The organism is Gracilimonas sp. BCB1 (assembly GCF_040117685.2).
Lineage (GTDB): Bacteria > Bacteroidota > Rhodothermia > Balneolales > Balneolaceae > Gracilimonas.
Map to the genome: position 1 here is coordinate 68,471 of NZ_JBEDYP020000006.1, position 11,057 is coordinate 79,527.

At 43.0% G+C, this 11,057-nt stretch carries 13 protein-coding genes; 12 read left to right on the plus strand and 1 reads right to left on the minus strand.

The features are described from left to right. Nucleotides 1-386 precede the first annotated feature (386 nt). Nucleotides 387-1,223 carry a hypothetical protein gene (locus tag ABFW99_RS02515; protein WP_349354247.1) on the plus strand — a complete coding sequence of 279 codons (837 nt, stop codon included), beginning with the start codon at nt 387-389 and terminating at the stop codon, nt 1,221-1,223. A 25-nt stretch (nt 1,224-1,248) separates the two neighbouring features. Here the strand turns inward: ABFW99_RS02515 and ABFW99_RS02520 are convergent, their stop codons facing one another. Beyond that, the gene (locus tag ABFW99_RS02520) at nt 1,249-1,629 is read right to left on the minus strand and encodes a hypothetical protein (protein ID WP_349354246.1); all 381 of its coding nucleotides are present in this window, start codon (nt 1,627-1,629) and stop codon (nt 1,249-1,251) included. A 333-nt stretch (nt 1,630-1,962) separates the two neighbouring features. Here ABFW99_RS02520 and ABFW99_RS02525 point away from each other — a divergent pair, with 333 nt between their 5' ends. The 11 genes from ABFW99_RS02525 to ABFW99_RS02575 are packed head-to-tail and all read left to right on the plus strand — an operon-like array spanning nt 1,963 to nt 10,736. Then, a complete protein-coding gene (locus ABFW99_RS02525; protein WP_349354245.1) occupies nt 1,963-2,409 on the plus strand; it encodes a response regulator in 447 nt (148 codons plus the stop codon). 11 nt (nt 2,410-2,420) lie between these two features. Next, nucleotides 2,421-2,918 carry a chemotaxis protein CheX gene (locus ABFW99_RS02530; RefSeq protein WP_349354244.1) on the plus strand — a complete coding sequence of 166 codons (498 nt, stop codon included), beginning with the start codon at nt 2,421-2,423 and terminating at the stop codon, nt 2,916-2,918. Between the two features lie 12 nt (nt 2,919-2,930). Then, a complete protein-coding gene (locus tag ABFW99_RS02535; protein ID WP_349354243.1) occupies nt 2,931-5,459 on the plus strand; it encodes a chemotaxis protein CheA in 2,529 nt (842 codons plus the stop codon). A gap of 14 nt (nt 5,460-5,473) precedes the next feature. Further along, nucleotides 5,474-6,313, plus strand: a complete 840-nt coding sequence (locus ABFW99_RS02540) for a CheR family methyltransferase (RefSeq protein WP_349354242.1) — start codon at nt 5,474-5,476, stop codon at nt 6,311-6,313. 11 nt (nt 6,314-6,324) lie between these two features. After that, on the plus strand, nt 6,325-6,858 hold the full coding sequence (locus ABFW99_RS02545; RefSeq protein ID WP_349354241.1) for a chemotaxis protein CheD: 534 nt from the start codon (nt 6,325-6,327) through the stop codon (nt 6,856-6,858). A gap of 11 nt (nt 6,859-6,869) precedes the next feature. Next, complete coding sequence (locus ABFW99_RS02550; RefSeq protein ID WP_349354240.1) at nt 6,870-7,292, plus strand: response regulator; 423 nt, start codon at nt 6,870-6,872, stop codon at nt 7,290-7,292. 26 nt (nt 7,293-7,318) lie between these two features. Then, on the plus strand, nt 7,319-7,729 hold the full coding sequence (locus ABFW99_RS02555; RefSeq protein WP_349354239.1) for a response regulator: 411 nt from the start codon (nt 7,319-7,321) through the stop codon (nt 7,727-7,729). Beyond that, nucleotides 7,707-8,183: a chemotaxis protein CheX gene (locus tag ABFW99_RS02560; protein ID WP_349354238.1), complete on the plus strand. Its 477-nt coding sequence runs from the start codon at nt 7,707-7,709 to the stop codon at nt 8,181-8,183. The genes ABFW99_RS02555 and ABFW99_RS02560 overlap by 23 nt, the downstream gene beginning before the upstream one ends. After that, complete coding sequence (locus tag ABFW99_RS02565; protein WP_349354237.1) at nt 8,180-9,247, plus strand: protein-glutamate methylesterase/protein-glutamine glutaminase; 1,068 nt, start codon at nt 8,180-8,182, stop codon at nt 9,245-9,247. The genes ABFW99_RS02560 and ABFW99_RS02565 overlap by 4 nt, the downstream gene beginning before the upstream one ends. Before the next feature lie 19 nt (nt 9,248-9,266). Next, nucleotides 9,267-10,340 carry a protein-glutamate methylesterase/protein-glutamine glutaminase gene (locus ABFW99_RS02570; RefSeq protein WP_349354236.1) on the plus strand — a complete coding sequence of 358 codons (1,074 nt, stop codon included), beginning with the start codon at nt 9,267-9,269 and terminating at the stop codon, nt 10,338-10,340. Between the two features lie 15 nt (nt 10,341-10,355). Beyond that, nucleotides 10,356-10,736, plus strand: a complete 381-nt coding sequence (locus ABFW99_RS02575; RefSeq protein ID WP_349354235.1) for a response regulator — start codon at nt 10,356-10,358, stop codon at nt 10,734-10,736. The last annotated feature ends 321 nt before the right edge of the window (nt 10,737-11,057 follow it).

The window sequence follows — 11,057 nt, forward strand, 5'->3', positions numbered from 1 at the left end:
AACAAAGAATCGAAAGAAAAAGGAACCGCATTAGACAATACTCATAATCGGAAACCTCCAACTTTACCTTTTCGCACAAAAAAAAGTGATAGGTCGGGATGAATTATCCACAATTTATCCACACTCAATTTTAGATTATTATAATGGCTTGTTATGTAGGGTTTTATGTAAATTCAGATACGTAAACTTATTTAATTTAATGCGGAACATTAATTTTTTTTAATAAAACTAATTGGTTAAAATTAAGAAGATTAAAAAATCTTAATAAAACGTTGGTTTTTTAATTCAGCTGTTTTGGGATGAAGTTAGCCATGGGGATGGGTAATAAAATCGTCCGGTACAAATAGCTCAGTTATAATGTGAATGTCCATACAAGTCTTAGTCGTATGAATTTAGCTGAAAGCTTTGATGATATAATTCGGAAGGAAAATAAAGTTAAGAACGAACTGCGATCTATTGTTGCAGATGTAATATTGGAAGAAGGTGAATCTGAGGATAGTCGCTTAAGTAAACTAAGGGGTGTTCACCAGCTACAAAGAAGCATAGTGAAGCAAAATATGCATAACGCTATGTCTCCTATAAGTGCTATTTCCGGCTATTTGGAGCTGATAAATATTTCATTGTCTAATAATCCGGACGTAAAGCAAATTCAGCATTATCGCAAACAGATTGAGGCGGGTATAAACCAGGTTAATGTTATCCTGGAACAGCTGATGGAAATTTATACCGACGAATCGGACAGTGTTGTTTCGGATCAAGAGCATTTACTGGAGGTAGACTTTAACTGGATTGTAAGTGAAGTATGCGAACAGATGCGGTGTGCCGGTCCGAATGTAGAATTCAAAAGGAGTGAGAACCCTCTTCATGTCCGAACTGATTTATTTATGCTAAAACTGATCATTTTTAACCTGATTAGTTTCGCTCTGAAATGTGCTGGCAAAGACTCGGCTACTGAAATGATGACCGAAAAGAAAGATGATAAAGCTGTTTTTTCTTTGTTGTTTGAGGCTTCTGATAAGAAGAAGAATGACCTGACTCAAATAATGTCCGGTAAACAAGTTGAAGGTGAATCAAATGGATTTATTCAAAACTCTTTTAACGAAGGGTTAGTACAAAGCCGGAATTTAGTTTCACAGATTCATGGGGAGCTCAACTTCAACGGTGAGGACGAAAACATGATCAGGTTGAGCCTGAGTATTCCACTTTCTTTTTCGGTAAACTGAAAACCGATCAGGGGGAGAGATCGGTTTATAATTTAAAATCCAGGTACTGACCTATTGGTTTGAACTGAGAAAGAATTTGATAAGTCTGCATTCTCTTCAGATTCTGAGGGCTTGTTTTTGATACCATAGCCAGCTGCATAGTCACTTCTGCCTGTTGCTTGCTCATCCACTCATCCGGCATTTCTTCAAAACTTGTATTAGATGTGAAATCCGGATCTGCCACGAAAGAGGTTCCGTGCGTGCGGGGCTTATTCTTTGCCTCCTCAATAATTTCATAATCAGAATATTCAGCGGATTGCTTGTCCGTGAAATTCTTACGTGTCAGGTATGCTTCCACAAGCCTGAACCCTTTTGGGGTCTTAACTTCTGAACGCACAAATGACTGAAATGTGCTGTTTATACCCATTAATGTACCTGATTGCCTAAAACTATACCCTTAAATCAAACTGCTCAATAGTAAAAAAGGAGGGGCATTTTTGCTTGTTAGAATCCATTAATCTAACGGCTGTTACAGGATTAGCAGTCATCCACTCCGAAAGCTTTAGCCTTAAAGCCTGCATCAATTCTATCAAATAATAATTCCTTGTTAATCTCTTAAGGAATTTTCCAAACATCCGATAACAGGGTGAGCGGGATTTGTGAATTCAGGCAAACACTGAAAGCTCCCGATTTAATAAGACTTTAATACTGAGGTTCAGGGCAGAACTGATTCTGCCTTACCCATACAAAGGAGTAAATAATGAGTAAGATAAAAGCACTTGTTGTTGATGATTCTAAAATTATGCGGAGCCAGGTAAAGCGTGCTCTCGATCAACTGTTAATTGCGGATTTTGAATACGTGGAAGCAATGGATGGAGAGGATGCTCTCGGAAAATTTAATGATGAGATCCAGATGCTGTTTGTGGATTGGAATATGCCCAAAATGACCGGCGTTGAACTTGCCCGAGCCATTCGGGACGAAGGCTATGCTGATATACCCATTATAATGGTAACCGCAGAAAAGTCGATGGGGAAAGTTGATAAGGCTCTGAACGAAGGCGGTGCTAATGAATACATCACCAAGCCTTTTACGGCCGATAAGATGTCGAAAGCCATCAGCCGCTACATCGATGAGAATGGCAATATAAAGAAAGAAGAAGCTGAAGAAGAGAAGAAGAGCTTTTTTAGCAGCATTCTTAATGCTTAAAGGGAGATACAATGATTGCAGAACAGCTAAGCAAAGTAGATAAAATCCCGGGCGAGATTGTAGAAATTGTACAGGAATCGGTAATAAACACTTTTACGTCCATCTGCGGGGCCGCTCCTCAATGTGTGGAGCAATTGGATCAAAGCGGTCCACTAAATGGCATCATTGGAAACATAGCCGTATTCAATGCCGATCATACTTTCTCCCTGATGATTGCCATACCCAAGACAACGGCCTTACAGATTTCGAATGTATTTCTGGGAATGGAACTTCCTTTTGAAAGCCACGATATGGGCGATTTAATTGCTGAGATATCAAACATCCTGGCCGGGGAAGTAGCAGCAAATATTGAAAGGGTTGGGTTTCGCGGGCAGTCTTCATTGCCAACAGCAACCCGGGGTAGCGATCTGACCTTATTTATGCCAAATAAACCACCATCGGCTAAAATGAAATTTTCCAGTGACTGTGGCGAATTTATGCTGAATATGGCACTGAGTGAATCCAGATAAAACCAGAAATCAATGAGTAATAAAGACCAACTTATCCAGGAACTCGAATCCATAATCAGGCTGCTGGCTGATGCATGGCCGGCCGACAGGGAGAATGTTGCCGTAGCCGGTGCCAAGTTCGAAGAGGTTACCAATAACGTTGAAAATAACTTCGGGCAATTTCAAAAACTGATCGACTTGTCGTGGCAGGGAATTAAACATCTTTACGAGAAAGATGATTACTTCATCATGGTGAAAACAGCCACCATGCAGGCCATCAATACGATTAGGGAGTATGTAATTGAGGAAGGCGATATCAAAGTGGAAGACTTTGAAAAGGCTTATGATGAGTTGGAGAAATCGCTGAAAGGTGGAGCCGAATCTGCTGACACGGTTATTGAACTGGAAGAGGAGAAGGTAGAAGAGATTAAAAAGAATGGGGAGAAAAAGCAGAATACAAAAGCGGGCAGTTCGGCAAAAGAATATACGCTAAATGATCTTGCCGGTTTCCTGATTACGCTTGATGAAGAATCGGTTAAAGGAGAAGACCTTCAGAAACTGGATGAATTGGTTTCCTATATCGTTAAGCATGCAGACGAGGCGATTGCTGTTCCACTTAAAGAAGCCATGGCCGAAGTTGAAGCCAGTGGAGGAGCAAAGGGATGGCTGAAAATTGTATCAGATAAAACGGAGCAGGCGATAGAAATCGAGGCCCAGAAGGAATGGGATAATCCTAAGATTGACGATGAGCCATTTAGTTCTGAAGAAGAAAATGAAGTCTCCTCCGGTAAAGTTACTGAAGAATCTGCGAAGGAATCCAAAGCTGAGAAGAAAGAGGTTGCTTCCTCAGAAATATTTCACATTCCTGAAGATATTGAAATGGCCCTGGTTGGAGAATTTATCACGGAGTGCTCCGAACTGATTGAAATGGCAGAAAGCGCTCTGCTGGACCTGGAGGAATCTCCGGACGATGAGGAACTTATTAATACCGTATTCCGGGCATTTCATACAATCAAGGGAACCTCTGCTTTTATGGGGCTCGAACCTATTTCAGAGTTTACCCATTTTGTAGAAACACTATTGAGCATGGTTCGGGAAGGGGATTTGCCTTTCGACCGTGCTTGTGCTGATATCAATTTTGACTCCATCGATATTCTGAACAAGATGCTTGCGGTGGTTGAAGTTGCTAAAGGTGGTGATCCGCTTCATAAACCAGCCCAGTATGATAGCATGATAAGTGTACTTAATGCTATTTCGGAGGAAGGAAAAGAGCCGGCAAAGGCTTTGGAAGAAATTCGTGGTGAACAAGCAGCAGTTCCCATAGCCAATCCCGTTGAAGATGCTATACCCGGTTCGGATGCTACAGCAACAGAAAACTCCGGGGCAGATAAGATCACCTCAAAATCGGAGTCTGAGTCATCGGTCAGGGTAAGTGTAAGCCGACTGGACCGTTTGATTGACATGGTAGGAGAGCTGGTAATTGCGCATTCGGTAGTTGCCCAGGACAAAGCCATTCCCAAAGATTCGGAGCTTCAGAAAAAAGTAAATCATGCCACAAAAATCCTCCGGGAGCTTCAGGACACCAGTTTAACGTTACGTATGGTTCCGTTGAAAGCGACTTTCCATAAAATGAACCGCCTCGTTAGGGATCTGTCCAGGAAAGCAGGAAAGCAGGTGAAGTTTTCGACTTTTGGAGAAGACACTGAGATTGACCGCAACATGGTAGACGTGATCAACGAGCCATTAATCCACATGCTGCGAAATTCATTGGACCACGGTATTGAAGAGCCGGAAGAACGACTCAAAAGCGGCAAGGATGCCAACGCCGAACTTTCACTTTCTGCATCACAGGAGGGAGGTAAAGTGGTTATTGAGATTAAAGATGACGGCCGGGGTATCAACAAAGATGTGATCCTCAACAAAGCCATTGAAAAAGGTCTGATTGATCCGGATAAGAAACTCTCAGAGAAAGAAATTTATAATCTGATTTTTCTGCCGGGCTTTTCATCGGCTGAGAAAGTTACCGACTTATCGGGTCGGGGAGTAGGTATGGACGTAGTTCGCCGTTCAATTGAGCAACTTCAGGGTAAAGTAGAGGTATCTTCTGAATTAGGTAAAGGAACTACCATTACTATTGAGCTGCCATTCACCCTGGCTATTACCGATGGTATGTTGGTGCGGGTGGGTACAGAGCGATTTATTGTGCCAACCATAAACATAGATATGACCTTCCGTGCGAAAGAATCTGACATGTTTACCATGATGGGCAGCTCGGAACAGGTGAACTTCAGGGGACAATCGGTGCCTGTGATAAGACTGCACGAGCAATTTGAGATAAACGGAGCAAAGGAGAGTTTACTGGAAGGAACCTTGTTAATTATAAAGAATAACAATCGCCGGTACGCTCTTCTTGTTGATGAAGTAATCGGGCAGCAGCAGCTGGTGGGTAAATCGATTCATATGCTCACAAAAATGTCGCATATCTCAGGGGGAGCCATTCTTGGAGACGGACGTGTTGGTCTGATTCTGGATACAGCCGCCCTGATGGATTCTGCCGCCTGAGCGAGGATGAGATCATGAAGTCAATCACACATAACCCCCTGTCATCACCGAGTTCGTCCATTAAATTAAAGTCAGGAGATTTTAAACGGGTCAAAGAGTTGCTGTATGAGTATTGTGGAATATTTTTGCAGGATGGTAAAGAAGCACTCGTCCAAAGCCGGCTGATGAAAAGAATGCGAAAGCTGGGGATCGGAAGTTTCTCGGAGTATCTGGACTTCATAGAAAAACCGGAATCGGGTGGGGAGTTCTTGTCTTTTGTGGATGTTTTGACCACAAACAAAACACATTTTTTCCGGGAAGCTCAGCACTTTGAATTTATCAAGAAGCATATTATCCCAACGATGGGAGGAAGGGATGCCAAATGGTGGTCGGCTGGTTGCTCCACCGGCGAGGAGGCTGTTACCACGGCAATGGTACTTCAGGAAGCCAGGAAAACAACTTCTTGGTCGTCAGTAAAGATACTAGCTACCGATATATCAAGAGAAGTATTGAAGGTGGCTCAGAATGGAGTGTATCCGTCTACAAGAATGATGGATGTACCCGGTTCCATCCGTCGGAAGTATTTTGACAGCATCGGAAATGGCGAGTTTAAGGTGAACAGGGAGATTGGGGAAATGATCACTTATGGTCGCTTAAATCTGACTCAGGACTGGCCGCTTAAAGGTAATTTTCATGTGATTATGTGCCGGAATGTAATGATCTACTTCAACAGGCAGACTCAGCAACAGGTTGTTCAGAAGTTCTACGACCAGCTCCATCCGGGGGGATTTCTTTTCCTGGGTCATTCCGAAAGTGTTTCATCAAATAACAAAGGATTCAAAAATTTGGCTCCTGCTGTGTATCAGAAAATATAACAGAGTGTTTAATGAGAAAAGTAGTAGGCGTTAGTGATTTAAAAGTATCTGCCAATGAACATGAAGAGATAATTACTCATGCACTTGGAAGCTGTCTCGGTATCACGGTTTATGACCCTGTAGCAAAAGTAGGAGGCATGGTGCATGTGATGCTTCCTTTGGCAAAGTCAGATCCGGTGAAAGCAAAAGCTAAGCCAGCGATGTATGTGGACACCGGTTTCGGGAAATTGCTAAACGAAGTATATGAACTGGGAGCCCAAAAGAAGAATCTTGAGATTATTGTTGCCGGCGGTGCAAGTATGAAGAAGAATAAAGATGATGATTACTTCAAGATTGGGAAACGGAATTTTACGGTATTAAGAAAGCTGCTTTGGAAAAACGGATTTATGATTTCATCGCAGGATGTAGGAGGGAGTACTTCCCGTACCATGGTTTTATCGATTGCGGATGGATTGGTTACGATCAATAAGCAACCGATAAACGATGTGAACCGATCGACCGGAATCTCGGTGGGTGCAGCTTTCAACCATCAAGTAGCGATATAAGAGAGGAAACTATGAAATTAAACGTATTGATTGTAGATGATTGCCAGGTTATGCGGATGGTTATCCGGCGTACGGTTGAATTATGCGATTTTGAGATTAATGAAATTATAGAAGCCGAAAATGGAAAAGAAGCACTGGATTTGATCCGTAAGAAAGAGTTCGGGTTAATTGTAGCCGATTTAAATATGCCGGTAATGAGCGGAGCTGAAATGCTGGCACACATCAAATTAGATCCTGCAACTTGCCGTATTCCAATCCTGACCGTTTCTGCCGAAAGCAACGATGTCAAAGTTGATATCGTCCGGGACCTTGGCACTGAATTTCTTCATAAGCCCTTTGCCCCGGAGGCACTCCGAAATAAAGTGCTAAAGTTGTTGAATAAAGATTCGATAACTAACAAGGAATCCGGATTTATGGTTAATGGTGAAATGTAAACCGCAACTGTTATGGGAATAGAAAAATGAAAATAGAATCTATAAAACATGTACTGATCATAGATGATGAACCGGCAATTCGGGTATTTCAAAAACTACTGCTGAGAAGAAGCAAGTTTGAAATAGGGCAAATATATGAAGCCGGAAATGGTATAGATGCCATTGATATCATGAGCCGGAACAGAATAGACCTGATTCTAACCGACATTAATATGCCGGTTATGAATGGAATAGAGTTCCTGAATATCATACACAATCATCAACAGTTCAGGGATATCCCGGCTGTTGCTATCACAACTGAACGAGGAGAACAGTTATTAAATATGTTGGCTTTCTGGGGTCATGGATATATAAACAAACCACTAAGCCTGCCGGTACTGGAACAACAAATATCAAAATTATACGGGATCAGCAATGAGTATCACTTACACGGATAAAATCCATGATATCGCGGTTAACACCTTTGAGATAACCTGTTATATGTTTCCATTAGAAGAATGGGAGCTCGAAGATACAGAAGATATGCAAAAGCCGGACGGCACAGCCCGCTCCATTGTTCTGTTCGATGGAGCCGCAGAAGGAGGAATGGTTATCGATGCTTCCGGTCATCTGCTGGAAGCTATCGCTGCCAACATGCTGGGGGTGGAAGAAGCTACAAAAGAAGAAAAAGAGGGTGCCCTTTGTGAAATCGCAAATATTATTTGTGGAAATACCGTACCTCTTTTTGCCCGCAATGAAAACATTTGCTACATCCGTCCGCCCCGAATAGCCGAGCCCAGTGAAAATGTGGAAGCCATTTTTAAAGGCATGCACCACGAGAAACTGCAGGTACTTTTGGACGAAGGCATAGCTGATATCTCCATATTTTATAACTCTGAGGAGACAGGATGATCAAAGTATTGATTATTGATGATTCAGCGGTAGTCAGGAAACTGCTCACCGAAGAACTGAACAAACAAAAGGATATAGAGGTAGTCGGAACTGCTATCGACCCGTATATAGCTCGTGAGAAAATTATACAGCTGAAGCCAGACGTACTTACTCTGGATTTGGAAATGCCACGTATGGATGGTCTATCCTTCCTGGCAAAACTGATGAAGCATTTCCCGATGCCGGTAGTTGTGGTCAGTTCTCTTACTCCAAAAAACAGTGCTAATGCTTTAAATGCGTTACGCCTTGGCGCCGTGGATGTAATCTGTAAACCGGGGTCGGCTTATTCCACACAAAATATATCACAGGACATTGTAAAAGCTGTTCGAACAGCATCAGTTGCTCGCTTCGATAAGCACATGGATACCGTCAGGTCTGCTCAGTCTAAACAAAAGAAAACAGAGTTTATAGAACCAACAGGTCTTCAGCATACCACCGACAAGTTAATTGCAATCGGGGCATCTACCGGAGGCACCCGGGCATTGGAAGCCGTGCTTACTGAACTTCCTGAGAATCTGCCGGGAATCGTGATTACGCAACATATGCCGCCGGTATTCACCAAAAGTTTTGCTGAGCGATTAAATTCCATCTGCCGGCTTAAGGTAAAAGAAGCAGAAGATGGGGATCTGGTTAAGTCAGGACAGGTTCTGATTGCTCCCGGTAATTTCCACATGCTGATAGAGAAAAGCGGAGCTAAATATTATACCCGCATCAAGTCCGGACCACCGGTACATCATCAACGTCCGAGTGTGGATGTAATGTTTCACTCGGTGGCAAAATCGGCTGGTGTGAATGCTATGGGTGTGATTTTAACAGGAATGGGAGCTGATGGAGCTCAGGGTCTTTTGAATATGAAAAAGGCGGGTGCTTACACCATTGCCCAGGATGAAGCCACTTCGGTAGTTTATGGAATGCCCAAAGAGGCCGTAAAGGTCGGAGCAGTTGAAGAGATTCAACCGTTACAGGTAATCCCGGAGGTTATTATTAATCAAATGGCCAGGAAAAAGGCTGAACCGGTTTCTTGACCGGGAAAGGAGGGCTGGCATGATTAAGGTTCTGGTAGTTGACGATTCAATATTTGACAGAAAGCTCATTTCTTTCTTACTGAATAAGCAGGAAGATATTGAAGTAGTAGGCACGGCTGAAGACCCTTATGAAGCTCGTCAGCTTTTAGCAGAGTATAAGCCTGACGTGATTACCTTAGACATGCTGATGCCCCGCATGGATGGACTTACTTTTCTGAAGAAACTGATGAAGCATCTTCCGATACCTGTTGTAGTAGTGAGTTCGGTTACTCCTGCGAATAGTAAGAGAGCTCTCCGGGCCTTAGCTGCAGGAGCTATCGAAGTAATTTCTAAACCCAAAGCAGAGTATGACGCCCGGGAAATGGAGCAAGACCTAGTGAGGGCTGTACGAACGGCTTCTGTGGCAAATGTCATTTCACACACAACTCCGGGAGTTTTACACATAGAAGGAGAACAAGCAAATCACTACGGCTTGAACGAAAGAGGAATACACGGGCCCTCTAAAGAGGAGTTGATCGCCATAGGATCTTCCACCGGAGGAACGCGTGCTCTTGAATTTTTACTACCCCAGTTGCCGGAAAATATCCCGGGTGTGGTTGTAGTTCAACACATGCCGCAGGGATTTACCAAGCAGTTTGCAACGCGTTTAAATACCCTGTGCAGGGTAGAAGTTGTAGAGGCTAAACATGGAGATAAGGTACTTCCCGGAAAAGTATTTATAGCGCCCGGTGACAAGCATATGATTATTGGTAAGTCGGAAGAGGGGTTTGAGGTTAAAGTCATAGATACAGGCAAGGTGAATCACCATCGCCCAAGTGTGGATGTATTATTCGATTCAGTGGCAAGAGTAGCCGGGAGTAAGGCAATGGGTGTGATACTGACCGGAATGGGTGCCGACGGGGCTAAAGGACTTCTACAAATGAAGGAAACAGGGTCTTATACCATAGCGCAGGATGAAAAAAGTTCGGTTGTGTATGGAATGCCTAAAGAGGCTGCAAAAATAGGAGCAGCAATGGACATCCTTCCCCTCAAAGGAATAGCGGGTGCGATTCTGAAGCATGTAGAAACAAAGAAATTAGAAGTTATAGCGTAACAAACTGGAGAAAAAATGGCAATTAATATACTTGTGGTAGATGACAGCGCTGTAATGCGAAGTATGATCATCAAAACAATTAAGAATACCGGAATTGAGGTTGGTGAAGTTCACCAGGCAAGCAACGGTGCCGAAGGATTGGAAGTGGTTGACAACAACTGGCTGGATTTACTTTTCATTGACGTGAATATGCCCGTTATGGATGGAATGGAAATGCTGGATAATATCCGCAGAAATCCCATCACTATGGATATGCCGGTACTTATTGTTTCAACGGAAAGTAACAACGAACGAATCAAAATTATTGATGAGCAGTACGCCGGTTTTGTTCACAAACCCTTTACACCGGAAGTGCTGAAAGAGAAGATATTGGATGTATTAGGGGTGATGCATTAATAGGCTGATGCTATCAGTTCCTGGTTTTTGTATTTGATTTTGTTATTAGCGAAGGGCTGAACCCCTTCGCTTGTACACCCGGAGGAGTTGGTTGTTTGGGGTAGCATGGTGGCCGGACACAGAATGCATTCCGGTACGTAAGTGAGTCGTTCACGGTATCGTGAAACCTGCACTGTTTTAAGAGTTACAGGTTACCATTGAAGCGGCGCACCAAAAACGCGAAAAGGTTTTATTATAAATGCGAAAACCTAGATGTTCAAAGCTGCACCGTGGTTAATATCCGGTTTGATACTGTTGAGGCCAGAAGCAACACCAACAAAA

Coding starts and splice junctions, on each gene's coding strand:
- ABFW99_RS02555 (WP_349354239.1), top strand. CDS start 7,319: ATGAAAATAGAATCTATAAAACATGTACTGATCATAGATGATGAACCG.
- ABFW99_RS02520 (WP_349354246.1), bottom strand. CDS start 1,629: ATGGGTATAAACAGCACATTTCAGTCATTTGTGCGTTCAGAAGTTAAG.
- ABFW99_RS02540 (WP_349354242.1), top strand. CDS start 5,474: ATGAAGTCAATCACACATAACCCCCTGTCATCACCGAGTTCGTCCATT.
- ABFW99_RS02525 (WP_349354245.1), top strand. CDS start 1,963: ATGAGTAAGATAAAAGCACTTGTTGTTGATGATTCTAAAATTATGCGG.
- ABFW99_RS02560 (WP_349354238.1), top strand. CDS start 7,707: ATGAGTATCACTTACACGGATAAAATCCATGATATCGCGGTTAACACC.
- ABFW99_RS02565 (WP_349354237.1), top strand. CDS start 8,180: ATGATCAAAGTATTGATTATTGATGATTCAGCGGTAGTCAGGAAACTG.
- ABFW99_RS02530 (WP_349354244.1), top strand. CDS start 2,421: ATGATTGCAGAACAGCTAAGCAAAGTAGATAAAATCCCGGGCGAGATT.
- ABFW99_RS02575 (WP_349354235.1), top strand. CDS start 10,356: ATGGCAATTAATATACTTGTGGTAGATGACAGCGCTGTAATGCGAAGT.
- ABFW99_RS02545 (WP_349354241.1), top strand. CDS start 6,325: ATGAGAAAAGTAGTAGGCGTTAGTGATTTAAAAGTATCTGCCAATGAA.
- ABFW99_RS02550 (WP_349354240.1), top strand. CDS start 6,870: ATGAAATTAAACGTATTGATTGTAGATGATTGCCAGGTTATGCGGATG.
- ABFW99_RS02570 (WP_349354236.1), top strand. CDS start 9,267: ATGATTAAGGTTCTGGTAGTTGACGATTCAATATTTGACAGAAAGCTC.
- ABFW99_RS02515 (WP_349354247.1), top strand. CDS start 387: ATGAATTTAGCTGAAAGCTTTGATGATATAATTCGGAAGGAAAATAAA.
- ABFW99_RS02535 (WP_349354243.1), top strand. CDS start 2,931: ATGAGTAATAAAGACCAACTTATCCAGGAACTCGAATCCATAATCAGG.